The sequence below is a fragment of the Paraburkholderia fungorum genome (assembly GCF_046026025.1).
Classification (GTDB): domain Bacteria; phylum Pseudomonadota; class Gammaproteobacteria; order Burkholderiales; family Burkholderiaceae; genus Paraburkholderia; species Paraburkholderia fungorum_E.
The window spans coordinates 89,361-115,910 of sequence record NZ_JAQQFL010000011.1 but is presented as its reverse complement, the minus strand read 5'-3'; the positions used below and the strand labels follow the sequence as shown (position 1 = coordinate 115,910).

The window sequence follows — 26,550 nt, the reverse complement described above, 5'->3', positions numbered from 1 at the left end:
CAGGAACACAACATGGTTTCATCAGGCTATACCGATACGCGTCTTCTGATTAACGGCGAGTGGTGCGACGCCGCCAGCGGCAAAACCCTCGACGTCATCAATCCTGCCACCGGCAAAGCTATCGGCAAGGTGGCCCATGCCGGCATTGCCGATCTCGACCGGGCGCTGGCCGCCGCGCAACGCGGCTTCGAAGCCTGGCGCAAGATTCCGGCCAACGAGCGTGCCACCACCATGCGCAAAGCCGCCGCCCTGGTGCGCGAACGCGCTTCCGACATCGCCCGGCTGATGACCCAGGAACAGGGCAAGCCGTTCGCCGAGGCGCGCGTCGAAATGCTGTCGGCAGCGGACATCATCGAATGGTTCGCCGACGAAGGCCGCCGCGTCTACGGCCGGGTCGTGCCGTCGCGCAATCTGGCGGCGCAGCAAACGGTGCTCAAGGAACCGATCGGTCCGGTGGCCGCCTTCACGCCGTGGAATTTCCCGGTCAACCAGGTCGTGCGCAAGCTGAGCGCTGCGCTCGCGTGCGGCTGCTCGTTCCTCGTGAAGGCGCCCGAAGAAACCCCGGCATCGCCGGCGGCGCTGCTGCAGGCGTTCGTTGAAGCCGGCGTGCCGGCCGGCACGGTCGGCCTCGTGTTCGGCGACCCGGCGGAGATTTCCAGCTACCTGATTCCGCATCCCGTGATCCGCAAGGTCACCTTCACCGGTTCGACGCCGGTCGGCAAGCAACTCGCCGCCCTCGCCGGGGCGCACATGAAGCGCGCGACGATGGAATTGGGCGGTCATGCACCCGTCATCGTGGCTGAAGACGCCGACGTGGCGCTGGCCATCAAGGCCGCGGGTGCCGCGAAGTTCCGCAATGCCGGGCAGGTCTGCATCTCGCCGACGCGCTTTCTGGTGCACAACAGCATCCGCGAAGAATTCGCCGCGGCGCTCGTCAAGCATGCTGAAGGCCTCAAGCTCGGCGACGGTCTGGCGGAAGGCACGACCATCGGACCGCTCGCCAACGCGCGCCGCCTTACTGCGATGAGCAAGGTGCTCGACGACGCGCGCAAGACCGGCGCCAGGATCGAAACGGGTGGCGAACGTGTGGGCTCGGAAGGCAACTTCTTCGCGCCGACCGTGTTGACCAACGTATCGCTCGACTCGGACGTGTTCAACAACGAGCCGTTCGGCCCGATCGCCGCGATCCGCGGTTTCGACACGCTCGAAGAAGCGATCGCTGAGGCGAATCGCCTCCCGTTCGGTCTCGCGGGCTATGCGTTCACGAAATCGTTCAGCAACGTGCACCTGCTGTCGCAACGGATGGAAGTCGGCATGTTGTGGATCAACCAGCCTGCCACGCCTTGGCCGGAAATGCCGTTTGGCGGCGTGAAGGATTCGGGCTATGGGTCGGAAGGGGGGCCGGAGGCCATGGAGGGTTATTTGGTGACTAAGGCGGTGTCGGTTATGGCTGTGTAGTCTCGATTTGGGTCGGCCGCTGTGGACGTTCGCGGCCGACCGCACATCGGTGGGTAGCGAATGACCCCTTCAGGGCGAGGCGTCGGACCGTAGTCGATTTCGGTGGCCAGACGATTCAGTGACAGGAGGTACAGACCGGAGAGCCACCATGACAACACTGCAGCCCAGTGATCGCACCCGTCCTGACGTACCACATGTCGACGAGCGTGCCACTAACGGGCGCACATTGCGACGAGCTTGCCCACGGTAATCACCGCCTGTTCGATTTCGCTGGACCAGGGGCTGCTGTAGTTGAGGCGGATGAAATTCCGATAGGTCGTCTCCGAGACCGAGAACATATATCCGGGTCCAATGGTGATACCCTGGTCGAGTGCGAGCGTGTAGAGCCGCATCGCGTCGACCTTAGGCGGCAGTTCGATCCACAGCACGTAGCCGCCCGCGGGGTTGGACATGCGGGTTCCTTCAGGAAAGAAACGCGCGACGGTTGCCTTCATCAGTTTGGCCTGCTGCGCATACGCCCTTCGAACCCTTCGCAGGTGGTGCTCGTAACCGTCGCGCTCAAGGAATTCCGCAATCGCCATTTGCGGAATCGACGGAGAAGTCAGCGTGTTCAGAAACTTGAGCTTCTCGACCTGATCGCGATAACGGCCCGGCAGCGCCCAACCAATCCGGTAGGCTGCCGTGAGCGTCTTCGAGAAAGAGCCGCAGTGAAGTACCAGCCCCTTGGTGTCGAAGGACTTCAACGTGCTCGGGTGCGTGCTGTCATAGTGAAGCTCGTTGTAGACACCGTTCTCGATGACCGGAATGTCCCGCTTCGTCAGCAATTCCATGAGTTCGCGCTTGCGTTCGTCAGGCATCAGAAAACCCAGCGGATTCTGGAAGTTCGGCATGACCATGCAGGCGGTGATGGTGTGCGAATCCACGATTGCGGCGAGCGCCTCGATGTCGATGCCGTGCTCAGGATGCGTCGATACCTCGATCGCTTTCATGCCCATCCGTTCGATTGCATGCAGCATCGCGTAGAACGTCGGGGACTCGACCGCGATCACGTCGCCCGGCTTGGCGACCGCCTGAAGGCACAGGTTGATCGCCTCAGTCGCGCCGACCGTGATGATGATCTCGTTCGGATCGACGGCCATGCCGTTCTCGAGGTAGCGACGCGCGATCTGGCGCACGAGTGCCGCATTGCCGGGCGGAAGCGCGTCCGTCACGGCCCACCGCGTCTTGCCGCGTCCCGCGTCGTAAGCGTAGCGGTTGAGCTTTTCGAAGGGGAAGAGACCCGGGTCGGGGTAGGGCGAACCCAGCGGCACGGCGTCGTCGACACCGATCGAGCGCAAGGTGGAAAGCACCAGCCGGCTGACGTCGACCGGCGACGATATCGGAATCGGTTTTGACGGCCGGAGTTCAAGCGTTTTCCGTTCGCTCCCATCGCCCCGGAAGTTGACGAAATAACCCGACTGGGGCCTGGCCGTCAGCAATCCACGGCTCTCGAGCAGCAAATAGGCGCGGATGACGGTCGTCACGCTGAGCCGATGCTGCTGGCTGGTCTGCCGTACCGATGGCAGACGTTCGCCATGACCGTACACGCCCTGACGGATCAGTTTCTCGATATCGTCAGCAAGCTTGTCATACAGATTCATCGGACGATTCCATGGGCGTTTTGCTGCGGTAAATTGTACTGGCCCCTTTCGTGGCTTACCCGCGTTCGCGTCGCCATGCTCCCGCCTGACGCCCGCTTCGCAGCAGAACTGTACTGACCCGAGTCGGCCCGATGTGTGCACTCTGCGACTGTTGACCCGGCCTTAACCTTTACTCCATCGAATGAACATTGCCAGGTCCCCACGTTGGGATCTTTCGACGCGTAACGGTTGGTTTGAGTGACGCGCGATCGGCACACAGGGAGGTTGGGCACAATGAATCTGCTAGAAGCCATGCGTATTTACGTCAGGGTGGTTGAGCGAGAGAGTATTTCCGGCGCGGCGCGAGACCTCAGTATCGGGCAGCCGGCTGCAAGCGAGCGCATCGAGCGGCTCGAGACGTACCTTGGCTGCCGGCTCCTGCTGCGCAGCGCACGCGCTTTCAATTGCACGCCGGAAGGCCTCATCTTCTATGAGCGTAGCAAGAAGATTTTGCTCGCCGTGGAACAGGCGGTCGCTGAGGTGTCGAACGAGGGGCAGGATCTGAAGGGCACGATTCGTATCGCGGCCCCTCATTGCCTTGGCGAGACGGTCGTGCCGGAGGCGCTGACGCTGGTGCGCGCGGCCTATCCGCAACTGGATCTGGAACTGGTCCTGAACGACCGCACCGTCGACCTCGTGACAGAGGGCGTGGACATTTCGTTTCGTCTTGGGCCGCTTGGAGAAGGGGCCTTCATTGCCCGTCAGTTGGGTCAGGTCGGGCGTGCTCTCGTTGCAGCGCCTGGTTATCTGAGCCAGCACGGTCCGATCACGGAATCGTCCGATCTGGTCAAACACGCGTTTATCCGGGTGCAGGGTATGTTCGGCACGGAACAGTTGCCGCTCAGGCACATGGCGAGCGTCGTGGAGAGCGCGCCGATCCGTACCGCAATCAAGACGAGTCATTGGCGGCCCATGTATGAAATGATCCTCTCGGGCGTCGGCATCGGGGTGCTGGAAGAGCCGGCGTGCGTCGATGCGCTCGCCGATGGCCGGCTCGTGCGCATCCTGCCGGAATTCGAGGTGCTGCCCTTCGATCTGAATGTACTGATCCAGGCGCAACGTCCAGTGCCGCCACGGGTAAGGATGCTTGTGACGATGTTAAGAAAGTGCACCTCGGAAATCCTTGAGAGAGTGCACGTGGACTGCGGCGAAGTAACCAGTGGCTTTGAAGTCCTGCCCGACGAGGAGGTGTTTGCACTGCTAAAACCGTCGTTGCGAGCCTGAGCCCGCAACGACGGCCGTCGCGAGAATCGTCGTCATGGCCGGCCTCCATAGGCGTGACTGAACGCCGGCCAGAACGGCGCGTAGCGGGTCAGGCTTTGTCTTGCCGACCGTTGATCCAGCGATCGAGCAGTTTGCCGGCCGCCTCGCGACCACCCAGGCCGAACGACAGCGCAACAGCCACTGCAATCGCGCCGAGTACGAGGCCGAAGGCGAGCTGGACAATCTCGTTCGCAATGCCCATGGCGTGAAGACCCATTGCGAACACCAACCCGAGAATCGCAAACTGCGCGATCCGCGCGAACAGGACACTGTGTTCGCCGTCGGCCTGCTGAATCAACCGGCGGGTAAGATCGGCAAGCCAGAAACCGATGATGAGAATCACCGCGCCCATCAGCACGTGGCCGCCGAATTCGATGAACAACGTCACGACGTCGCGCACCTGAGAGAAGCCCAGACGGTTCGCGGCTTCGACGACGGCGAAGAGCATGGCGAAGAACATGATCAGGCGTGCCACCAGCACCGAGGGCAGCAACATGCCGGTAAACACGTGGCCTACGCCAAGCAGGCCTGGTAGCGTGTCAGCGCCGGCAGTCCTAAGGACCTTCTGCGCGAGCGCCGCAAGAAAGCGAGCAACGTAAAACGTGACAAGCAGGATGACAATCGCAGCGATCAGATCCGGAATCGCGCCAAAAAACTCGTTGAGCATATCGGTTGCGGGCCGCGAGATCGCATCGATGCGCAGCGCGTCGAGCGCGGAGATCAGCGTCGGGACAAACACGAACAGGTAGACCAGGGTCCCCGCCAGATTCGCCAGCTTGACGGGCGTCGGGCTTCCGACTTCCTGCGGGAGGCGGTCTGCGCCCGCCGCATTGAGCAGGTTCGTGACGAGACCACGCAGCACGCGCGCCACGATCCAGCCGACGAAGCCGATCGCGATCGCGGCGAACAGGTTCGGCACGATGTCCAGCAGCCTGTTTATCATGCCCTGCACGGGGGCAAGCAAGCCGGACAGCGCGAACGCGGACAGGATCGCCGGCAGAAACATCAGGATGACAAGCCAGAACAGGACGTCGCACAGGTAACCGCTGGCTGGCTTCACGTCCGCGTTCGCGGACAGCCGTTCGTCGAACTTGCCGGCCTTCAGCGCGCGGCGCGCGACACCGCGCAATACCAACGCAAGCAGCCAGGCGATGAGCGCCAGCACGGCGCCTCCGATCAGGTTAGGCAGATAGTCCACTATCTGCGCGAGTAGCTGCGAGAGCGGACCGGAGACGGAGTAGAGATTCAGAACGTTAAAGATGCCGACTGCGGTGACAAGCAGCACCAGCCAGAACAGGCCGCCCGCAATCAGTTGTTCGACGAACGCGCCTTGCCCGGCGTTCTCGGCAATGCGCTCGTCGATTTTCAGCATGGAGAGCAATTTGCGCACGCCCGCGCGCACCAGCACGGCGACCAGCCAGCCGACAATCAGGATGCCGATAGCAGCCGCGATTCGCGGTAGATACGCCCAGAGCGAGGCGGGAAGGGCCATAGCGAAGTTGGATGGTTCCATTTTTCTTTCTCGTGGAGTGGCAAAAACCCGATGAAAAGACCGCACGCATTCGGCCTGGCTGGCTGAAGCGGTCGACGATTTGGCGTAGATACACGCCCGACCTGAACAACACGACGACATAAACGTCTTGCAATTCGTTTGCGGCTTTCCGTACAAGTCCACTTTGATTTAACTATCGAGCCATTCGCTAACCTGAAGAATCCTGGCGCACTCCGATTCTGAATCTCAGTTTATGCTATCTCTCAGTTTACCCAGCTATGGATCTGGTATGACTCGCCTCTACCGATAGTAGGAATCGGAAATGAACGTGTCGCAACTTTGAGGGTAATCGCTATCTTCTGTAGAGCGTGCAGTCCGCTTGCCTTATTCCACTTGTGTGAGCGACACCGATGCTTCGCTCGTCAGCATCAGGAAGGTCAGCGTTTCGCGCAGATAAAGGCGCACTACCGTGTCGGTATGGCTCGCATAACCGATCGACAGCTCTTCGCCGAGGTGCAGTTCGAAATCGCCGCCGCGCGTGGATATCACGCTGCCGCCCGCAAGCGCGGGCGCCCAGATGATGTCGCCATTCACGATCCGCTTGATGTGCCCGATGACCGGATAACCCTGGTCGCGTGCTTCGGCGAGCGCCGTGTAGGCGTCGGCGCCAAGCAGCACGGAGTAGGGTCCGTCTACGCCGGCAAGCCGCAGCTCTTCGAGCGCGTTGCTAATCATGTTCGGATAATCGGCGATGTCGGCCGGCAGGGCGAGCGACGGATTCGACGAACCTTCGCGCAGGCCGCCGATACCCGCGGCCTTGTAGCCGTCGAAGATCGCGCGATCTTCGGCGTAGGCGAGTTCTTTTGCTGCTTCCTTCGCGGGCTGCCAGTCCGCATCTTTCGCGCCGCGCAAGACGCTGTCGATCGCTTCGCGCTGCAGTTCGAACGGCACGGTCAACTCGACGAGGCTCCTGACCTCGGACAGTTTCGCCACGACGCCCTGCTGCGGCGCGGCGATCGCGATCTGGTGCCCCGTGCCGACGCCGGATAGCTCCGTTCCGCCCGGACCCTTGACGTCGACCACACGACGGCCGGCAACGCTGCGCTTGAACGTGCGAGCCACTTCGTCTTCGATCTGCGACCAGGCGGCATGGGAGATGGGGGCAAGCTCGCGATGCAGATTATTCATGTTGAGTGATTCCCTTGAGAGAGCCAATATTCAGCGAACCGTCATGACGCGGCTCGGCGGACGAAGAGGGGTCGGGCGCTTGCGCGACAGCGGCGGCAGCTTGGGGATCGCGATCCGCGAGCGCCTCGAGCAAGGTGGCCGACGGGACGAAGAAGAGGTTGCCCGTGACCGCGCGGCTGTAGTCGAGCAGCCTGTCGTAATTGCCCGGCGGCCGGCCGACGAACATGTTTTCCATCATCAGCTCGATAGGTTCCGGCGAACGTGCATAACCGATGAAGTAGGTGCCGAACTCGCCCATACCGGGGCGGCCGAATGGCATGTTGTCACGGAGAATCTTCACTTCCTCGCCGTTCTCGGTGATCGTGGTGAGCGAGCTGTGCGAACACGAGGGTTTGACTGCTTCGTCGAGTTCGATGTCGGCCAGTTTTGTGCGGCCGATAATGCGCTCCTGAGTCTCGACCGAAAGCGCGTTCCAGCCGGTCATGTCGTGCAGGTACTTCTGCACGATGACGTAACTGCCGGCCTCGAATTGCGCATCTTCGTCGCCGATGAGCGTGAAGTCGACGGCCTCGCGGCCTGCCGGATTCTCGGTACCGTCGACAAAGCCCACCATGCTGCGCAGATCGAAGTTGCGAAAGCCGTGTACCTCTTCGATCACCGTGACCGCATCGCCGAGCCGTCCTGCCAGTTGCGTGGCAAGTTCGAAGCAGAGGTCCATCTGATCCGCGCGGATGTGCAGCAGGATATCCCCTGGCGTGCTCACGGCGCGGCGTTCGCCCGAGCCGAATTCGCGAAACGGATGCAGGGCCGCCGGGCGCGGAGCGCCGAACAGCGTGTCCCATACGTCGGAACCGAAACCGACAACGCACGAGAGGTTGCCGGACGGGACGCGCTTGCCGACGGAGCGCACCAGGGCGGCAACGTCGCCGCACCAGGCACGCACTTGCTCAGCGGGGTCGTGACCATCCTTGAGCGTCGCGACGATAAAGATCGCACTACGGGTGATGTTATTACATACGGCTTGCGGTTCTGGGATATCGTCTTTAGGCATCGGATTGATTATTGATTGACCGTCACGGATTCCAGGAGTGGAGCGAATGTTTTCCACCATCTATGCATCAGGGGATGTTATACCGCCCCGGCACTTTATGGAAAGTGCGCAAAGGTCTTCAGTGAGTTCGCATGCAGCGTCTGGCGGCCAGAATGGCGGATCGATTGCGCTTCGATTGCGTATCGCATGCGAGGCCCGCCGGCATTGTGTCAGGCGGCGTCGGCCGGCGTTGGGCGCCGACAAGGTCCGACATTATTTTGTCGTAAATCTCTGCTTCTCCTTCGATACTTCATATCGGGTCTGGCGGTCTTTCATTCTCCCGTCATACCGTTACCATCCGAACAGGTTTCGCTATCGTGGCAAGAAAGGCAGTGTCAATTAATTCGCATTGCGAATGGAGCTTGAGTGGGGGGACTCTGCTCGAAGCCATGCGTATCGAGGATATCGGAAATAAACAATGGCACGCGCTGCGAAAATCGCTATCTTTGATAGACACCGTCAGTGAGACGAGGAGCTATCAAATGGCACGGCAATTGATTGTTGCGGTTTTCGACAACGTGGACGTCGCCGAACGAGCCGGTCGGGATTTCAGGAATTTTGAGGAAAAAGACCTTGGTTTCAAAATCGAGAGCGGCGTGCTGGTTCAAAAGGACGCGACAGGTCAGTTGATCTTGCTCGACAAGCACACCCGGCCGTTTTGGGGCACAGTGATCGGTGCGCTTACCGGCGGGTTGATCGGAATGCTGGGCGGTCCGGGCGGAGCTCTACTTGGCTTCACGATAGGTGCGGGTGAGGGCCTCGCCGGGCACGCGGTCAAGGACACACTCGATCATGATCTGGTCGCGTCGATATCCGGCAAATTGAGCCCTAACCGCGTGGCGTTTATCCTCGAAGCGCAGGAAGCGTCACCGTTTGAAGTCGACAATATCGTGCTCGGTTACGGCGGGAGCGTTTTTCGCCAGCCACTTGCCTGATTGCGAGCGCTGGGCATTCTTCAGGAGTAAGCGGACATGACCCCAAGTTCCGACGAAGCTATCACCCGTGAAGCGATTGAAGGGATCTATCGCGCCTTCGAGCAGAAAAGCGTCCCGCTGTTACGAAAGGTCGTTACTCCCGATTGGGAATATATTCCCGAGCCGGCCGGCGCGGTGCCGGGACCGGACCAGATGGTTCCAATCTTCGCGACCATTTCCACTGCGCTGCCGGATATGAAAATCACCATTCTCGACGTGCTGATTCACGGGGACCGGGTGGGCGTTCGCGCGGAGGTCAGTGGCACTCAAAGCGGGCCGCTTCTCGGTATTGCCGCAAGTTCCAAACACATCAGTTTCGCGATTCACTCTTTCCACCAGATGCGCGGAAGTCTGATTGCGAAGACATGGCACCTCGAGGACTGGCTATCGGTATTCCGGCAACTTGGGCAGTTGCCGCCAACGCTCGAGCGCTCTTGAGTTGTACTCGCGGGCGGGGATGCCGGGGAAAGTGCAATGCTAGTGATGCATTGCTGCGCTGACCAGAAGATGAAACGGCAGCACAAGCAGCGCCGTGCCGCCAACGCCGAGCAGCCACAATGCGATGAACCATAGCAGGCCGTGGCGCGGCGTCTTACGGGTATCGCGGCTTGTCTGTGACATGGTGCTGCTCCTGCCGAGTGGTTTGCAGCTAGCGCCTGTTCGGGCTGTTCGATTTATTCTAGGTCATTGGATGGTGTGGGTCTATCTGAAAGCAAACGAGCGAGGCGCGCCGAAGGATCGATCTTCGACGCGCCTCGTTTCGCATCTGGATGCTTTGGTGTTCTGGATGACTCATCCGTTCCAGGACGTCAGAACCGATGCTGAATCCCCGCCGTCACACCCGTTTGTGTATCCGCCGCGCCGGTCAGATCACGCGACAGGCTGACCGCATTGTTATGCTTGGCCATCGCATAACCGCCCGCCATATACAGCACCGTCCGCTTCGACAAGGCGTACTGCGCGCGCAGGGAGATCAGCGTCGGATCGGCGTCGCTCGCGTCCTTGATGTCCTGATGGTAGACCGCGGCGAACAGCGAGAAGAACGGCGTCACGTCGTATTGGCCGCCGAGCCAGTACATATCGCTGCGCAATGTCGGCGCGGCAGTGTGGAAGGTGCGCCGATAGTTGCGATACCCGGCCATTGCCTTCACCGTGCCGAAGTCATAGCTCAAACCGGCATGAATGCCCTGGATGTAATTGGTGGTGTCCGCAGGCGTCACGCTGTCGTTCGCGCCGTTCTGCCGGTCGAACGTGACGACAACGGCGAACGGACCGTTCTCGTAGCCCAGACCGAAGTCATACTTCGAGCTCGACTTCATGCTGCCCGGCACGTTGCCGAAGCCGTACATGGCACCGAACTTGAAGCCGGAGAACGTGCCGTCATAGCGTACGGCGTTGGCCGAACGCGAGAACAGACCGTCCTTACGGCCGCCCGTTGCAGTGGATGACGTTGCCCACGAGTAGTTCGGCGCGTAACCCATCGGGTCGAACTGCAGCATGTAGTCGTAGGTGGTCGTGAAATTGCGGCCGAGCGTGATTTGCCCGAAGCGGTTTTTCAGGCCGATCGTGGCGCGGCGATCGAAGATCGCGCCGGGTCCATCGTCGAACTGGCCGTTTGCGATGTTGATGCCGCTTTCCAACTGGAAAACCGCCTTCAGACCGCTGCCGAGGTCCTCGACGCCACGTAGACCCCAGCGCGAGGTGTTCTTGCCGCCCGAGACGAGACGCGTGGCGCTGCCGTCCTTGCTCGCGTGATTCACGTATTCAACGCCTGCATCGACGATCCCGTACAAGGTCACGCTCGATTGCGCATGCGCCGTTGCTGCCAATCCGGCGAGGCCGGCGCAGGTTACGCCAAGGGTCGCCTTCGTCATACTCCACTTCATCAACAGTCTCCTGTGCTTGGTTTTTTTACTTCGGTTGGGGATACGGTGCGGCTGGGTTCATCAAGTGATGTCAGCTCGCCTGTGCGAAGGCCCAGCAGTCGTTGGCGGGGAATTCGATCCAGTGACGGCCGGCCGCGCGCGGCACGTGGCCGAAGGCACGCAGGCGCAGATCGCCGCAATGGAACAGGTATTCCCAGCGGTCGCCGAGATACATCGAGGTAATCAGGTCGGCCTCGAGGCGGTTCGCGCCCGGACCGTCCGCGACCTGCACGCGCTCGAGACGAATCACGGCCTGCGCGTTCTGTCCGGTGCTGAGTGCTTCGCGCGCCTGGGCCTGCAGTTGCCAGCCATCGCCCGCCAGCGTCACGCGTTCGCCATCGACCGCGGCCACGCGCGCGTCGATGCGGTTGTTGCTGCCCATGAACTCGGCGGTGTAGAGCGAGCGGGGCGCGCCGTACAGATCGGCGGGCGTGCCTTCCTGTTCGATGCGGCCGTTACGCAGCAGCAGAATGCGGTCGGACATCGCCATGGCTTCCGTCTGGTCGTGCGTCACGCACAATGCGGACAGGCCCAGCGAAACAATCAGTTCACGCAGCCAGGCGCGTGCTTCTTCGCGCAGCTTGGCGTCGAGATTCGACAGCGGCTCGTCGAGCAGAATCACGGGCGGGTTGTAGACCAGTGCCCGTGCAATCGCCACGCGCTGTTGCTGGCCGCCGGAAAGCTGATACGGATAGCGCGCAGCGAGATGACCGAGGCCGAGCTGGTCGAGCGCGGCCTGCACACGCTTCTTTTGCTCGGCAGCCGACACGCGCCGCAACTTCAATCCATAGCCGACGTTGTCCGCTACGGTGCGATGCGGCCACAGCGCATACGACTGAAACACGAGACCGAGCGAGCGTTGCTCGACCGGCAGATCGACCTTGGCGGCGCCGTCGAAGAACACCTTGCCGTCCAGTTCGATACGGCCCGAGGAAGGTTGTTCGAGTCCCGCGACCGCACGCAGCAAGGTGGTCTTGCCGCTGCCCGACGCGCCCAGCAGGCACACCACTTCGCCGGGGTTCAGTTCGAACGACACACCCTTCAGGATCGGGTTGTCGCCATAGCTGAGAAACAGGTTGTCGACCGAGAGCTTATCCATGCAATTTCACTCCGAAGCGCAGGGCGACGCCGAGTCCGACGCCGACCATCGCGATGTTGATGACAGAAAGCGCCGCGACCTGATCGACCGCGCCGGTCGCCCACAGCGACACCAGTAGCGCGCCGATCACTTCAGTGCCGGGCGAGAGCAGATAGACAGCGGTCGAGTATTCGCGCTCGAAGATCATGAAGATCAGCAGCCATGCCGCGAGCAGACCGAAACGCACGAGCGGCAGCGTCACGTCGAGACTGACGCGCGCGCGGGTGCCGCCGACGCTGCGGCCCGCCTCTTCGAGTTCAGGGCCGACTTGCAGCAGCGCGCTTTGAATCAGGCGCATGCCGTACGCGAGCCACACAACCGTGTACGCAATCCAGATGCTCCACATGGAGTTCTTCAGTTCCTTCAGGCCTGGCACGAAGAGGAAGATCCACAGGAAGGCGAGACCGGCGAGCAGGCCGGGCACCGCGCGCGGCAGCAGCACGAGGTAGTCGAGCAGGCGCGTCGCCCAGTCGTTGCGGCGATGCCCGGCAAATGCGACCAGCGAATAGAAACCCACTGCCAGCGCGCCACCAAGCACGCCGATGCCGAGCGTGTTGAGAATCGCGCGGACCAGGTTGTCCTGTTCAAACAGTTCGGTGAAGTTGGCGAGCGTCAGTACTTCGGCCAGATTCACGCCTTCGCCCCAGTTGGTGACGAACGCGCGCAGCGTGATGCCGGAGAGCGGCACGAACACCGTGAGCAGCAGCCACAACGCGACGATCCCGAGCGCAACCCAACGCCATGCGCCGAGCGGCAATACGGTCTGACGTCCCGCCTTACCCTTGACCGTGACGAAGCGGTTCGCACTCTTCAGCAAGCGTCGTTGCAGCAGTACCAACGGGAACGTGATCGCGACGATGCACACGGCGACCGCGGCCATCAGGTGATAAGAGGGCACGCCGAGCTTGTTGGTGAGCTTGTACAGATACGTCGCCAGTACGAGATGCCCCTCAGGGTCGCCGAGCACGAGCGGCAGGCCGAACACTTCGAAGCCGAGGAAGAACACCAGCACGCCGGCGAACAGCAGCGCGGGCAACGTCATCGGCAAACTGACGTCGAGTGCGACCCGGAACGGCCGCGCACCGGCGACACGCGCGGCTTCTTCGACATCCGAGCCGAGATTGCGCAACGCCGCCGACGAATACAGGTACACGTGCGGCACATGTGTGAGCCCGACGATGATCGTGATCGCCAGAATCGAGTACACGCTCCAAGGCGCTTCGGCCGCGCCGAACAGTTCCTTCCACCAGACCGAATAGAAACCTACTGGGCCGGCCGCGACGACATAGCCGAACGCGAGCACCATCGGCGAAACGAATACGGGGGTGAGCAGCAGCGGTTCGAGCCAACGGCGCCCTGGTAGGTCCGTGCGCACCATCAGGAACGCGAGAATGCCGCCGAGCGGGATCGAGATGAACAGCATCCCACTCGCGATGACGAACGAGTTTTTCAGCGCGGACCAGAAGTCGGGGTCGCTGAAAATAAATTCGAAGCCGGCAAGACCGAGCGTGCGTTTGGCGTCGAAGAACGGCGCGTTCAGCACGCTCTGGAACAGAATGAAGCCGAGCGGCAGCGCCACCGCGACGGTCAGCACCGCGACCACGAGCCAGCGCAGCAGCCCCGCAAACGGCTGCAGAGCGCCGCGCGGCAGCGCGCCTATCGTGCCGCCGTCGGCCGCGCGTGGTGGTGCATCGCGGTGTCCGGTTGCGCTAGTGGAAAGCATGAGTGTCCCCCTGCAGCGTGAAAGCCGCATATCGACAGGTAGTGAAGGAAGGTGTGGCGCGCGCGTTTCTGCGCGCACGCCGTCAAGTCAGTCGAGGCTTAGCGCTTGATCGACTGTTGCCATTGCTTGAGGAATTCAAGCCGCTTGGACTGATCGAGATAGACCAGCAGGCCCGCGCCGATCGGGATCGGCTTGAGCGAGTCGCCGAGTTGTTTCGTGAGCCCGGCCATCGACGTTTCGCCGTCCACGTCCGCGCGAATCGAGAACAGGCTGGCCTGGTTCGCAAGCAGGGTCTGGCCGCGTTGCGACAGCAGATAGTCGACCCACAGCTTCGCCGCGTTGGGGCTTTGCGCCTTCTTCGAAATCGTCACGAGGCGGCTCACCACCAGGGTGTAGTCCTTCGGGTAGACGTAGCCGATCGACGGGTCTTTCTTGGCTTTGGTGAGCGCGTACGAACCGAGAATGTTGTAGCCGATCAGGTTTTCACCCGACGAGATCCGCTCCATCATCGCGCCGGTACTCGATTGCAGCTTCGGGCCGGTTGCGCCCATGGCTTTCACGAGGTCCCACGTGACTTGCGGATTGACGCGCGCGTCTTGCGTCAGATAGTTGAAGCCGACGCCGGACTTTTCGATGTCGTAAGTCGTGACCTTGCCTTTGAACTGATCGGGCTTGTTTTGCAGCAGCTTGATCAGATCGGCGCGCGTTTGCGGCACTTCGCCGGCGGGCAGCAGGCGCTTGTTGTAGACGATCGCAAGGGGTTCATACGTGGTGCCGTACGCCTGCTTCTGATACTGCGCCCATTGCGGCAACTGCTTCGCTTCGGGCGATTCGTAGCTGGCCATCAGACCGTCGTTGACGAGCTTGACCTGCAGGTCCATCGCCGAGCTCCACAGCACGTCGGCGCTGGTGCTGCTGGCCGCGTTTTCGCTGATGTAGCGGTTGTACAGCTCGGTGCTGTTCATGTCGTTGTACTCGACCTTGATGCCGTACAGGCTTTCAAAATCCTTGATGAGCGGGCGCACGAGGGCGGTGTCCGTGACCGAATAAACGATCAGTTTGCCTTCCTTCTTTGCCCCGTCGACCGTGGCCTGGTAATCGCTGGGATAACCGGCCGGGAAGGCCGCCCATGCTGAGTTTGCGGCGAATGCAACGGCTACGGCGAGATACTTCAAAGAGATTTGCACGTCTTCCTCCAGAAAACATTGTGTTTGTTTTGTGTAGGCGAATGGTAAGGGACTCATACTTTCTGAATGCTTTCAGTTTTCGAAAGAAATGCGTCACAATGGTCGAATTCGCCTCATGGATTTCCCTGGGATTCTGTTTATGCGTGTGCTGCTCGTCGAAGACAATCCGATCCTTTCCCGCTCGCTGACCGATGCGCTGACCAGCGCGAAACTCACCGTCGATTGCATGCATGATGGCGAGTCGGCCGACCATGTTTTGCGCACGCAAGATTACGCACTGGTGATTCTCGATATCGGTTTGCCGAAGCTCGACGGCCTCGAAGTGCTGCGCCGTTTGCGCGCGCGGCGCAACGCGGTGCCGGTATTGATACTGACCGCGCATGGTTCGGTGGAAGAGCGCGTGCGCGGTCTCGACCTCGGCGCCGACGATTACCTCGCCAAGCCTTTTGCGCTCACCGAACTCGAAGCGCGCGCACGGGCGCTGCTGCGCCGCAGTCATGGTCAGGAACCGCTGCATGCGCAGTGCGGCACGCTGCTCTACGACAGCGTCGACCGCGGCTTCACGCTCGACGGCGAGCCGCTCGCGCTGACGCCGCGCGAACGTTCGGTGCTCGAAGTGCTGATCCTGCGCAACGGCCGTGCAATCAATAAGGACACGCTCTCGGAGAAGATCTTCGGGCTCGATGAGTCGGTGAATGCCGATGCCATCGAAATTTACGTCCACCGTTTGCGCAAGAAACTCGAGCGCAGTTCCGTCGGCATCGTGACATTGCGCGGGCTCGGCTATCTGCTCGAAGCGAAGGACGCATGACGCATGACGCGGCCAAATCTGCGCGTTCGCGTTGCACTCTGGTTGTTGCTGCCGCTGCTTCTGCTGCTGGCTTTCGACGCATGGCTCACGTATCAACGTGCAATGAACGCGGCGCACGCGGCCTTCGACCGCACGTTGGAGTTTTCGCTGCGCTCGATACGCGACGGCATCCGTTTGCGCGATGCTCAGATCGAAGTCGATCTCCCGTATCTCGCACTGGAGATGTTCGAATCCAACGGCGGCGGCAACATCTACTACCAGATTCGCGAGGAGGGTGGCCGGGTGGTGACCGGCTATCCGGATCTGCCGTCAGGCACACCGGTGCCCGCGGATCTTTACAGCGTGCAGTTTTACGACGATACGTTTCGTGGCCGTCCGCTGCGCATAGCGATGCTGCGGCTACCGGTTCACGATGTGCCGAGCGCGCAAACGCGCGTGGTGCTGGTGCGGGTCGGCGAAACGATTGAGCAGCGTCAGGCGCTGGCGCGCGAGATCCTGATCGGCTCGTTGCAACAGGAGTTTCTGCTGGTGGTGCTCGCGCTAGGCATCGTGTGGCTGGGGGTGGCGCGCGGGTTGCGGCCGCTCAACCGCTTGTCGGCCAAAGTCGCCGCGCGTGCCGAAAACGATCCCACGCCCCTCGATACGGTGGGCCTGCCGAGCGAAGTCGCACCGCTGGTCGATTCGATCAATCAGTACATTGGCCGCACGCAGTTGATGCAGTTGTCGCGCCGGCGATTTTTTAACGACGCCGCGCATCAATTGAAAACGCCGCTCGCGATCATTCAGGCGGAGTCAGAGTTGGCGCTGCGCGATATCGACGGCGGTGAAGAGACTTCGAACGGTAGTCGTCGGCAAGGCGTGCATTTGCGGCGGCTGAATCGGGCGGTGCAGCAGGCGGTGCGGATTGTCCAGCAGTTGCTGTCGCTCTCGCGGCTCGATGCGGACAGTGGCTATACGGTCAAGCATGGCGCCGTGCCGCTGCATAAGGTGGCGCGCAGCGTGACGCTCGACTGGTCGCCGGTGGCGCGCTCGCGTGGCATCGATCTCGGTTTCGAACAGGACGTGCGTATCGACGTGATGGGGCAGACCGATCTGCTGGCGGAGCTGGTCGGCAATCTGATCGACAACGCGATTCGTTATTCGGGCGATGGCGCGGTGATTACCGTGCGCGTGGCATGTGAAGACGGGCAAGCGCTGCTGCAGGTGATCGACAATGGTCCGGGGATTGCCGCCGGCGAGCGCGATGCGGTTTTTGAACGTTTCTATCGCAGCGAAGCGACGCAGGCGGTTGAGGGCAGCGGCCTGGGTTTGTCGATCGTGCTGGAAATCGCGCGCGTGCATGGCGCGGTGGTCGCGCTGAGCGATGCGCCTGGCGGCGGGCTCGTGGTCAGCGTGCAGTTTCCGACGCTAAAGGTCATGCCCGCGTGACAATCATGCTGTAGCGACAACGCTATGCGCGGATCGTGAAGCTTTGCGCGTAAGCCTCGGATGGCGTCTCGCTCCCCCACACCTTCCCGTCGATCAGCACTTGAGAACGCTCATCGTCCGGGACCCCTACGCCAACGTGCGCGGCTGCCTCGCGATACAACTGCGTCTGATTGATCTGCGTCGCGATTTCCGCGTAATCCGTGCGTGGGTCGATCATGCCCCAGCGTTCGAATTGCGTGAGGAACCAGGCGCCTTCGGCGGCGCGCGGATAGTTCACCGCGCCGTTGTCGAAGAAGCGCACGGGCAGGCCACGCGGCGCCGAGGCCGCAATTTCGCTGCCGAAGCGTGCGGCGATCAGGGCCTCGTCGATACCGATAAATTCGGGCCGTGCGAGCCAGCGTGCAATCTCCTCGCGATGTCCCGCGCCGTCAAGCCAGCGGCACGCTTCAAGCATCGTCTGCACGAGGGCGCGCGCGGTATTCGGATTCGTGCCGACAAAATCGCGCCGGCACGCCAGCACTTTCTCGGGATGATCGGGCCACACCTCGCTCGTATAAGCGATCGTCCGGCCGACGCCGTTCGCCTGCGCCATCGCGTTCCACGGTTCGCCGACGCACAGGCCGTCTAGCTTGCCTTCGGAGAGCGCCGTGACCATTTGCGGCGGCGGAATCACGACGCTTTCGGTGTCGCGCAGCGGATGCACGCCTTGCGAGGCGAGCCAGTACGGTAGCCACATCGCGTGCGTGCCGGTCGGAAAGGTCTGCGCGAATACGGGCTTGCGGCCGAGCGTGGCCAACGCCTTGGACAAGCTGCCGTGTTCGGCCAATGCATCGGCGAGACGCGTTGACAGCGTGATGGCCTGGCCGTTTCGATTGAGCACCATCAACACAGCCATATCCGTTTGCGGACCGCCGAGGCCGAGTTGCACGCCGTAGACGAGACCGTAGAGCACGTGCGCCGCATCGAGATCGCCCGACAGCAGTTTGTCGCGCACGGCGGCCCATGACGGCTGGCGGCACAACTCCAGTGTCAATCCATGGGCGTGGCCGAACTCGAGCAGCTTGGCGGCGATCAGCGGCGCGGCGTCGGACAGTGCAACAAAACCGAGCCGGAGATGGGTTTTCTCGAGCGGCGCAGGCACGGATGATGGGGAGAGAAGAGTGGGAGAGTTCATGAGCGGCGCTTCATTTGAGCGAATCCGCCGACGCGATGACGGCACGCGCGACTTCGGCGAGTTTGACACCCTGGTTCATTGCGCGCTTGCGCAGGTTGGCGTACGCAGCGTGTTCGGTGATCTTCAATTGATCCATCAACAGGCGTTTGGCGCGATCGATCAGCTTGCGTTCGGTGAGTTCGCTCTCGACTTGCGCGAGGCGTTCACGTAACTGCGACTCCTGCGCAAACCGGGCGAGGGCTACTTCGAGAATCGGTGCGAGCCGTTCCGTGGCGAGACCTTCGACGAGATAGGCCGTGACCCCCGCACCGACCGCGTCGCGGATCAATTGCTGGTTCGCGTCGTGACTGAACATCAGCACCGGACGTGGCGCCGTGGCGTTCATGACCGCGAGTTGTTCGAGCGTATCGCGCGACGGCGATTCCGTATCGATGATGATGACGTCCGGCCGTTCGCTCTGCACGACGCGGTGCAGCGCTTGCGGCGTCGCCGTGCCGGCCAGCATCTCGTAGCCAAGTCGTGCGAGGGCATCGCGCAGATCGCCTATCGGCTTGTCGGTATCGGTAACGAGAAGAACACGCAGCATGGAGTGGAGTTTATCGACGGCTGGCTAGGTATAAAGCAACGTGTATGCCAGTGCAATGCGATTGCGATGAAACGAGTGCAATCACGGGCTTATGAACGATGTCGGCAACGGGGGCCGCACTTGTGCGGTGCATGCGTGAGGCGTGCACCGAAGCGGGGCGCGAGGTATGAACATTGTCCCAACGAACTCAAAGCCGGGTTGCCGGGGCGTCGCGCCACAGTTGCAGCGCAGCCCGCACTTCTTTGACGAGAGGATCCCATTTGCCGAGTTCCCGTTGGCGGAACAGGCGCATCGACGGATACCACGGACTATCGGTTCTGCCGGTCAGCCATCGCCACTCGGGATAGGCGGGTATGAGTACCCAGACAGGGAGTCCCGCCGCGCCGGCCAGATGAGCGACTGACGTGTCGACGGTAACGACCAGGTCGAGTGTCTGCAGTATCGCTAGCGTGTCCGTAAAATCGTCGATCGCGGGGCCCAGTGTATGCATGTCGTACTCATATGCCAGGTTTTCGCTTTCTTGCTCGTGGATGCCTTTCTGGAGCGAAAACCACGTTATGCCGTCAAGCCCTAAAAGCGGCTTCAGCGCGGCTAGTTGGATGGACCTGTAACGGTCCAGAACATGATGAGGGTTGCCGGCCCACACTACGCCGACGCGTTTGTTTTGCGCCTGCTTGTTGCGTTGTGGCATCGCTTCGATATGAGCCGTCCAACGACTTAGTTTTTCCGGCGTTGTCGCGAGGTAGGGCATCGCAATCGGAAGCATGGGTAAATCGAGTTTGGTATGTTCCGGCATCCTTAGCATATGACACCAGTAGTCATATGCACCGGGCGGTAGGGTAGTGAATACGGCTTGCACACCGGTCACGCTCGCGGCCAGCTCCGCGAGCGGCTGACTGACTAGTACATCTACTGCTGCACCTTGACGATTCAACCATTCGGCGAATCTGAGGAACTGGATTTCGTCTCCACGCCCCTGTTCGCCGATGAGCAGGAACCTGCATCCTGCGACGGGTTCGCCATGCCACTCGGTGAAACCTGGGCGAACCGGCTCATTTCCCGAGCCGGGGAGCGCGTAAAACCATCTGTACCTCTTCCAGCCTTCTTCGAACTCACCAAGGGCAAGCAACACACCGGCAAGATGAAATTGCAGGTGCGGGTTATCCGGCAGAAGCCGGGCCGCTTCGATACTATGTGGCCGGCTTTCGGCAACGTTGCCGATGATGCTGAGTGCTCTTGCCGCGTTGTGATGGAGGAGCGGATGGTGCGGATCGACGTCGAGTCCCTGCCGGGCCACGCTGAGCGCTTCGCTAAAGCGGTCGTGAGTGTTCAACACGTAGGCTAGCGACTTAAGCGTATCGGCATTGTCCGCAAAGCGGGTTCTGACCTGCCCGATCGCTTCATCGAGCTCGCGATTGTGGCCGGCTTGAATCAGTGCCGCGATCAGGTCGAGTCCGTCTTGAGGATTTGCCGGGTCGAGCATCCACGCGCGCAGCCAGTAGTCCGCGGCGGCGTCGATTTTTCCGAGCGCCGTGCAGATCCGGGCGAGTGCTCGAGCGGCGTGGTGCACACCCGAATCGATCTCAATGGACTTTTCATAGTGGATCATGGCCTCATCGAGACGATTGGACAGCCGCAGGCAGTCGGCAAGGTTCCGGTGAACACTGGCGGTACTGCCTGCCAGGCTGATCGCACGACGATAGGAGGCTTCAGCCGACGCATGGTCCCCCTTCAGCGCGGCAAGCAGGCCCGCGTGCTCCCACAACTCAGCACGCTCAGGGGCGGCTTGCAATGCCTGTTCAAGGTATTCGCGCGCGCGACCGATTTCATCCGTATGAACACAGATGAGTCCCATACGGTGCAGCGCGTGTGCGTCGCGAGGGCGCACGGCAAGCACCTTCCGGTAACTGGTCATCGCCTCGGTCATCCGTCGCGCGGAAAAATGCGCATCTGCATGCGCGACGACAGCGTTCACTTCTGCGTCATCGTGATTCATTGCGTGGCCGTGGATTGTGGGAAATGCGCCCCTGCGATCCGCAGCCAAGATACAGGGGTGCAATTCTGACGTGGCCGGGTTATTGCGTGTAGGTGGCGAGGAGAGAAACGCCACTCAGTTTTGTGCTTGCGCTCAATATGCCGTAGTAAGTTCCCGCTACCGGGTTGGTGATCGTGCAGGTGGCGGCCCCACCTCTGACCATAACGGACTCACAGTCAGGATGGAACATGGATGGCGTACCGGCCCTGACATACAGTGTTGCGACTTGGCTGGTTGTCTCCGGCGACAGGGTGAACGTCAGGCTCTTTACGCCCGCCGGAACAACCAGATCGTAATTCTGCATATCGCCGTTTTTCGCTGAGATCGTCAACGGAATACCGGCGCTTAGGGCCGTGAGGCTCGGAGGCATGACCTGAAATGGGCGCGTCAGCCTGCTAACGGCTCCGGTGCTATCCGTCACTATTAAGGTGATTTCATACGTGCCAGGATAGTCGTAGTTCACATAGGGCGTGACTGATTGCGTGCGCACCATATCAGGACCACCCGTGCCGAAATTCCAGGCCCATGACTTGATCGGCGTACCCCGGGCGGTAGACAGGTCCTTGCATGTCACCTGCATGATCGTTGTCGCTTCTGAGCACGCAAAATCCGCTGCCGCTGGAATCTTCCCTGACCTGGCGGCGACGACAGTCGCGTTCGCATCCAGAATGCCGGACCCGATAGGTTGATCCGGTTTGCCGTTGGAAAACGGTTGCACATTCTGCGTCAGCAGCGCTCTCATTTCCGTGGAGGTCAGGGGCGTCGGCGCGACTGACTGAGCGAGCGCGATCACGCCGCTCACCATCGGTGCTGCCATCGACGTGCCGTCCATGTATGTATAGCCTTCGGTGCCCGGCACGGTGGTTCCGTTGTTATAGGTGGACCAGATCGAGTCGCCAGGCGCAGCAATGTCGACAGTCTGTCCGTAGTTTGAAAGAACCCACTTCAAACCGGGGCGATTGCTGGCGCCGACACTGATCACGTTCCGGCAGTTCGCCGGCGTAAAATTCGCTGCGCTGTTGCCATCGTTGCCAGCCGCTGCGACTACAACGGCCCCCCGACTGACGGCATAGTCAATAGCGTTCTGAAACGTCATGCCGCAGGAACCCCCGCCGCCAAGGCTCACATTAATGACCTTCGCCGGGTAGGCGTTGTTGGGGACACCCGACACGCTCCCGCCGGCGGCCCACGTCACACCGTCGGCGACGTCGGATGTAAAGCCTCTTCCGCATGCATTCATGACCCGGACCGGGACGACCTTTGCGGCGGGCGCAATCCCGGCTATACCAACGCCGTTGTTGGTCTGCGCGGCCATGATGCCCGCGACGTGGGTACCGTGCCAGACGACCGGGCATGTCTCGGTGGTGATGCCCGGATTCGTGCCGTCGCCACCCCGGTTGTTCGCCGTGAAATCGTATCCAGGCAGGATATTGGCATTCAGGTCGCTATGACGGGTCACACCGTTGTCTATCATTGCGATCACGGTCCCGGCACCGTTAGCCATGTCCCACGCACCCTCTGCCCGTATTCCCGCAGTAGTGACACCGGGTTTCTGGTTCGAGGTCAAGCCCCACTGTTTGCTATATTCCGGGTCGTTTGGAGCCATTGTTGCGGACATCGGCGTATCAGGCTCCACATACTCGACGTCAGGGTCCGATGCAATGGCGCGCATGAATGCTTTGGCATCCCTGGCGTTCAGCTTGCGTTCCGTTGTAACCACATCAGCCCCAATTCCCATGCGGCGCAGATGGCGCGCTTTCGCGGGGAAGGCGTTCGTTAGCCGGTCCAGTCTTGACTGGACTGCCGAGGTTGATCCGCGTTCAACGGTGCCGGTCTTGTACTTGATGATGAAACGGTCGTTGGATGCGTCCGAAGACAGGCCGCTCACATTCATCTTCAAGGACAATTGCAGGGCAACGGTGCTGGAGGCCGCCGCTAGTGCCGCCGCCCTTTCCGGAGTCGGTGCTGTTTCAGACGTTGTATTGCCGCCGTTGTCTCCGCCACATGCTGCGAGTGCCAGCGAAAGTGAAAGACAGGCGGTGCCTGCAATCACCCGACGTGCATTTTCTTTCGACCACAGCGCGCCGACTTCCGCAAAGGTTGTGGGGGAGTCGTGCAGCGTGCTCTTGCATCTCTGTCTTTGCATGTGCTTATCCGTTGTACGGCATATAAAAAGGATTGCCTCTGTTGTTATGCCGCAGTCGTGCTGTCGCCATAAGCCGTGCGCCAGTCCGTGCTCCTCTGGTGTAGGCTATACGGCAAGCACATTAAGATTCCTAACTAATTAATGTCGCTGACGTTTGCGTGATGGGTTATCTTCCGACGCGGTTAGCAACGGCTCGTTGCATTCCTGCGTGGCGCGAAATCGATAGCCTGGACGGGAACGTAATTAGCTTAAAAAAGATAATAAATAGCCTGATTGTTATAAACAATCAGGCGTTTCTATTTGTTCGTCGGATAACTTACTCAATACGTAAGACTATCGGTGCCTGCTCGTGCAGGCCAAAGGGGCAGCTCAGCCAGCCGATCGGGGCGAGCGAGGATGTGATGAGGAGGGCAGCGGCCAATTTCGTGCAACGGCGGCAAGCCTCGCACCGTTGGCAGATTGGTGGGTGATTCGCTATCTGTGCTGGCGATAGAGCGCCGGTGTGCGCGCGATCTCGCGATGAGGCTCGACGCGCACTCGCGCAGCGCTATCCAATCAATTCCATTCCCTGTAGCTCCGGGGCGAAAATAAAAAACTCACTGCAATCATGGCGGCCACGCTAACTGCCAGCATGATCCACGCAGCCCCGAATCCGCCGCTCAAACCACGAACGATGCCGGCAAAAACGGGCGCGACGGCGGCCACGATAAACCCGACACCCTGTGTAAACGCGACCAGTTTTCCCGCGACACGGTGATCGGCCGAATGATCCATGGCGGTGACGAGGGTCAGCGAGAACGTCCCGCCAAGTCCGGCGCCGGCAATGCCGACCCAGACCAGCGGCGCCGCATCGGGCCACAGGATCAACCCCAGCAAGCCAACGAATTGGGCGGACAAACCCAGAACCAGCCACGGCCGCCGATCCCGGAACGGCGCCGCGGCCAGCGGAAGCAGTAAGGCCGCCACAGCCTGAAACACCGTCATGCTGGCAAGCAGCGAGCCGCTTTGCACGACACTCACGCCGCGCTGCTGATAGAACGCCGGTAACCACGCGACGAGCGTCGTGTACCCACCGTTGACGATTCCGAAGTAGAGGCCAAGCGTCCACGCACGCCGCTTGCGCCACAGGAAAAGCGCCACGGGGCTCGCGGTAACGGGCGGTGCCGCGGCGGCCGTCGAAGGCTGAAGATTCAAACCCAGCCAGCAGATCAATGCAATCAACGCGGGAATGGCCCACACTGCGAGCCCCGCATGCCACGCCCCCCACGCATTGCTGACCCATGGACTCAAGCGCGCCCCCAGTCCGCCTCCGCCCATGATCGATGCCGAGAAGACGCCCATCGCCAATGGCACCCGTGTAGGGAAGCGCTGCTTCATGACGGCGGGCAACAGAGCCTGAATCGCCGCGACGCCGACGCCAGCAAGAGCCGCCGTCAACAGCAAGGTCCCACCACTTGCCGCCATCCAGCGCGCGCCACAAGCCAGTGCGATTGCCAGCAAGCCGAGCGCGACGCCGCGCGTTTCGCCGATCGTACGGGTCAGCGCGCCGGCGCCGAACGCGCCGATGCCCATCGCGAGAACCGGCAAGCTTGTCAGCAGTGAAGCGCCGTAAAAGCTCAGGCCAGTTGCCGTGCGGATCGTCGTCATCAATGGGCTGATCGACGTCAGCAAGGGTCGCAAATTAATGCCGATCACCACGATGACACCCAGCCATAAGGCGTCGCGCCACGTTAGCGAGTGGGATGCATGGTTGGCGTCGGTACGGGCGGGAGTGGCGCTGGAGTGCGAATTCACGATGGGCCTGGTGGCGTGGCTGGAAAAGTGCGTCGAGCGAAACTAAAAATCCGTTTCAAGCTTAATTTGGTCAACAATAGTACCATCAAATGGTTAACCATTTTTGTGATTCCCGGTATGGGCTACCGCGTAGCCGCGTCATGAACACATGGCGCAGGCCGTAGACCGTCGCTACAATGCCGGGCGATATCGCTCCATTCCTGTCACTGAATTCATGGCCCAACGTTCCCGAAGTGCTTCGTCTGCCGACACAGAAACGCCTCGTCCCAAGGTGATCGAAGACGACTCGGTCACGATCGAAGAGCGTATTTACGCGTCGATTACCGCGGCGTTGTTGCAGGGTCGTCTGCGGCCAGGCGCGCAACTGGTCGAGCGCGACCTTGCTGCCGCGTTTGGCTGCACGCGTGGCGCATTGCGCAAGGTGCTCGCGCGGCTGGGTTTCGAGGGCAAGCTGGTGCTCGAGGCGAATCGCGGCGCGTTCGTGCCGTCGCCTTCGGAAGAGGACATTCGTCAGGTGTATCGCGCCCGCCAGATTGTCGAGGCGGGCATTGTCGCGGCTTTATGCGGGAGTTTGAGTGCGGCTCACAAGCGCCGCCTGCGCGCCCATGTGCGTGGCGAGGAGAAGGCATCTCGCGCCGGCGCGGTTGAGGAATCCGTGCGGCTCGCGGGCCAGTTTCATGTGCTGTTGACGGAACTGGCGGGGGGGACGGAGTTACTCGGGCTGGTTGGGCAACTCGTCGCGAAGACCGAGTTGTACAAAGCGTTGTTCGACCCGTCGAAGGGGTCGACCTGTTCCGCGGACGAGCACATGCAGATTATCGAAGCGCTCGACGCAGGAGATCTGCGTGCGGCACTCGCGGCGATGCGCGAGCATCTGTCGGAGCTGGAAGAGCGGGTGATCGAACAGGTGCGCAGAAGCGCCGCGGGAGAGGATCTCGGTGCGGTGTTCGGGGTGTAGAAAAGCGTAGGGAGGGAGGGGTAATACGTGCGACACCGAAGCACGCCGCTCAGGCTCGAGTCAACGAATCAAGCCGGAGAGGGCGCGCAAAAGGCTTCGCGAACAAACAGACAACACCAGACGACAGCAGTTGGCCACGCCTTGACCGATCACGAAGCAAGCCGATAGCAAGCCAATGAGCGGTCAGCGTGCCGCCAGCCTTAACGGCGACGGAATTGCGTATTGCGTGCGCCGCCGCCACCGGTGGCGCGCTCGTCTTTGTGACGGAAATTGATCCGGCCTTTGGTCAGATCGTAAACCGACAGTTCCAGCGTCACGCGGTCGCCCGCGAGAATACGGATGTGATTCTTGCGCATGCGTCCGGATGCGTAAGCGCCAACCACGACGCCGTTGTCGAGCGTCACGCGGTAACGACTATCCGGAAGTACTTCGTCGACGATACCGTCAAGTTCAAGCAGTTCTTCTTTCGCCATGCATAACTCCTGGTCGATGGGATAAGTG

The 26,550-nt window shown here is 61.2% G+C and carries 22 protein-coding genes; 7 read left to right on the top strand and 15 right to left on the bottom strand.

Translation table 11 applies throughout. The annotated features are described in order from the left end of the window. Window positions 1–12: 12 nt before the first annotated feature. Window positions 13–1,458 (top strand): NAD-dependent succinate-semialdehyde dehydrogenase, encoded by a 1,446-nt coding sequence (locus PQR67_RS14560; protein WP_408460085.1) that lies wholly within the window; start codon window positions 13–15, stop codon window positions 1,456–1,458. Between the two features lie 212 nt (window positions 1,459–1,670). Here PQR67_RS14560 and PQR67_RS14555 read toward each other — a convergent pair whose 3' ends face one another. Continuing rightward, window positions 1,671–3,098 carry an aminotransferase-like domain-containing protein gene (locus PQR67_RS14555; RefSeq protein ID WP_408460082.1) on the bottom strand — a complete coding sequence of 476 codons (1,428 nt, stop codon included), beginning with the start codon at window positions 3,096–3,098 and terminating at the stop codon, window positions 1,671–1,673. A gap of 273 nt (window positions 3,099–3,371) precedes the next feature. On the opposite strand from PQR67_RS14555, the gene PQR67_RS14550 reads away from it, so the two are divergent. Next, on the top strand, window positions 3,372–4,361 hold the full coding sequence (locus PQR67_RS14550) for a LysR family transcriptional regulator (RefSeq protein ID WP_408460080.1): 990 nt from the start codon (window positions 3,372–3,374) through the stop codon (window positions 4,359–4,361). A gap of 88 nt (window positions 4,362–4,449) precedes the next feature. Here the strand turns inward: PQR67_RS14550 and PQR67_RS14545 are convergent, their stop codons facing one another. The 3 genes from PQR67_RS14545 to PQR67_RS14535 form a co-directional block, all read right to left on the bottom strand. Beyond that, on the bottom strand, window positions 4,450–5,913 hold the full coding sequence (locus tag PQR67_RS14545; protein ID WP_408460077.1) for a mechanosensitive ion channel: 1,464 nt from the start codon (window positions 5,911–5,913) through the stop codon (window positions 4,450–4,452). A 363-nt stretch (window positions 5,914–6,276) separates the two neighbouring features. Beyond that, on the bottom strand, window positions 6,277–7,080 hold the full coding sequence (locus tag PQR67_RS14540) for a family 1 encapsulin nanocompartment shell protein (protein WP_408460074.1): 804 nt from the start codon (window positions 7,078–7,080) through the stop codon (window positions 6,277–6,279). Beyond that, window positions 7,073–8,131: a Dyp-type peroxidase gene (locus tag PQR67_RS14535; protein WP_408460071.1), complete on the bottom strand. Its 1,059-nt coding sequence runs from the start codon at window positions 8,129–8,131 to the stop codon at window positions 7,073–7,075. Before PQR67_RS14535 ends, PQR67_RS14540 begins: the two co-directional genes overlap by 8 nt. Window positions 8,132–8,652: 521 nt before the next feature. Between PQR67_RS14535 and PQR67_RS14530 the strand changes: the two genes are divergently transcribed. Both PQR67_RS14530 and PQR67_RS14525 read left to right on the top strand, forming a co-directional pair. Further along, window positions 8,653–9,105 (top strand): hypothetical protein, encoded by a 453-nt coding sequence (locus PQR67_RS14530; RefSeq protein WP_408460068.1) that lies wholly within the window; start codon window positions 8,653–8,655, stop codon window positions 9,103–9,105. A 36-nt stretch (window positions 9,106–9,141) separates the two neighbouring features. Beyond that, on the top strand, window positions 9,142–9,582 hold the full coding sequence (locus PQR67_RS14525; RefSeq protein ID WP_408460065.1) for an ester cyclase: 441 nt from the start codon (window positions 9,142–9,144) through the stop codon (window positions 9,580–9,582). A 39-nt stretch (window positions 9,583–9,621) separates the two neighbouring features. Here PQR67_RS14525 and PQR67_RS14520 read toward each other — a convergent pair whose 3' ends face one another. The 5 genes from PQR67_RS14520 to PQR67_RS14500 all read right to left on the bottom strand — a co-directional run bounded on the left by PQR67_RS14520 (window position 9,622) and on the right by PQR67_RS14500 (window position 15,117). Beyond that, window positions 9,622–9,765: a hypothetical protein gene (locus tag PQR67_RS14520; RefSeq protein ID WP_408460062.1), complete on the bottom strand. Its 144-nt coding sequence runs from the start codon at window positions 9,763–9,765 to the stop codon at window positions 9,622–9,624. A gap of 188 nt (window positions 9,766–9,953) precedes the next feature. Then, on the bottom strand, window positions 9,954–11,030 hold the full coding sequence (locus PQR67_RS14515; protein ID WP_408460059.1) for a porin: 1,077 nt from the start codon (window positions 11,028–11,030) through the stop codon (window positions 9,954–9,956). 70 nt (window positions 11,031–11,100) lie between these two features. Beyond that, window positions 11,101–12,168, bottom strand: a complete 1,068-nt coding sequence (locus PQR67_RS14510; RefSeq protein ID WP_120345150.1) for an ABC transporter ATP-binding protein — start codon at window positions 12,166–12,168, stop codon at window positions 11,101–11,103. Continuing rightward, the gene (locus PQR67_RS14505) at window positions 12,161–13,930 is read right to left on the bottom strand and encodes an ABC transporter permease (RefSeq protein ID WP_408460055.1); all 1,770 of its coding nucleotides are present in this window, start codon (window positions 13,928–13,930) and stop codon (window positions 12,161–12,163) included. Before PQR67_RS14505 ends, PQR67_RS14510 begins: the two co-directional genes overlap by 8 nt. 98 nt (window positions 13,931–14,028) lie before the next feature. Continuing rightward, a complete protein-coding gene (locus PQR67_RS14500; RefSeq protein ID WP_279224200.1) occupies window positions 14,029–15,117 on the bottom strand; it encodes an ABC transporter substrate-binding protein in 1,089 nt (362 codons plus the stop codon). A gap of 139 nt (window positions 15,118–15,256) precedes the next feature. Between PQR67_RS14500 and PQR67_RS14495 the strand changes: the two genes are divergently transcribed. Both PQR67_RS14495 and PQR67_RS14490 read left to right on the top strand, forming a co-directional pair. Continuing rightward, a complete protein-coding gene (locus tag PQR67_RS14495) occupies window positions 15,257–15,928 on the top strand; it encodes a response regulator (protein ID WP_408460339.1) in 672 nt (223 codons plus the stop codon). 3 nt (window positions 15,929–15,931) lie between these two features. Next, window positions 15,932–17,356 (top strand): sensor histidine kinase, encoded by a 1,425-nt coding sequence (locus PQR67_RS14490; protein WP_408460051.1) that lies wholly within the window; start codon window positions 15,932–15,934, stop codon window positions 17,354–17,356. 22 nt (window positions 17,357–17,378) lie between these two features. On the opposite strand, the gene PQR67_RS14485 is transcribed toward PQR67_RS14490, so the two are convergent. From PQR67_RS14485 to PQR67_RS14465, 5 genes are all read right to left on the bottom strand, one after another. Continuing rightward, window positions 17,379–18,530 (bottom strand): CmpA/NrtA family ABC transporter substrate-binding protein, encoded by a 1,152-nt coding sequence (locus PQR67_RS14485; RefSeq protein ID WP_408460048.1) that lies wholly within the window; start codon window positions 18,528–18,530, stop codon window positions 17,379–17,381. Between the two features lie 10 nt (window positions 18,531–18,540). After that, complete coding sequence (locus tag PQR67_RS14480; RefSeq protein ID WP_120345145.1) at window positions 18,541–19,116, bottom strand: ANTAR domain-containing response regulator; 576 nt, start codon at window positions 19,114–19,116, stop codon at window positions 18,541–18,543. A gap of 187 nt (window positions 19,117–19,303) precedes the next feature. After that, window positions 19,304–21,112 (bottom strand): tetratricopeptide repeat protein, encoded by a 1,809-nt coding sequence (locus tag PQR67_RS14475; protein ID WP_408460045.1) that lies wholly within the window; start codon window positions 21,110–21,112, stop codon window positions 19,304–19,306. A gap of 79 nt (window positions 21,113–21,191) precedes the next feature. Beyond that, a complete protein-coding gene (locus PQR67_RS14470; RefSeq protein WP_408460042.1) occupies window positions 21,192–23,297 on the bottom strand; it encodes a S8 family serine peptidase in 2,106 nt (701 codons plus the stop codon). A 555-nt stretch (window positions 23,298–23,852) separates the two neighbouring features. Then, the gene (locus tag PQR67_RS14465) at window positions 23,853–25,091 is read right to left on the bottom strand and encodes a cyanate transporter (RefSeq protein WP_408460039.1); all 1,239 of its coding nucleotides are present in this window, start codon (window positions 25,089–25,091) and stop codon (window positions 23,853–23,855) included. 214 nt (window positions 25,092–25,305) lie between these two features. On the opposite strand from PQR67_RS14465, the gene PQR67_RS14460 reads away from it, so the two are divergent. Beyond that, window positions 25,306–26,049: a GntR family transcriptional regulator gene (locus tag PQR67_RS14460; RefSeq protein WP_408460036.1), complete on the top strand. Its 744-nt coding sequence runs from the start codon at window positions 25,306–25,308 to the stop codon at window positions 26,047–26,049. 200 nt (window positions 26,050–26,249) lie between these two features. Here PQR67_RS14460 and infA read toward each other — a convergent pair whose 3' ends face one another. Further along, complete coding sequence (infA, locus tag PQR67_RS14455; RefSeq protein ID WP_012427521.1) at window positions 26,250–26,522, bottom strand: translation initiation factor IF-1; 273 nt, start codon at window positions 26,520–26,522, stop codon at window positions 26,250–26,252. Window positions 26,523–26,550: the final 28 nt, after the last annotated feature.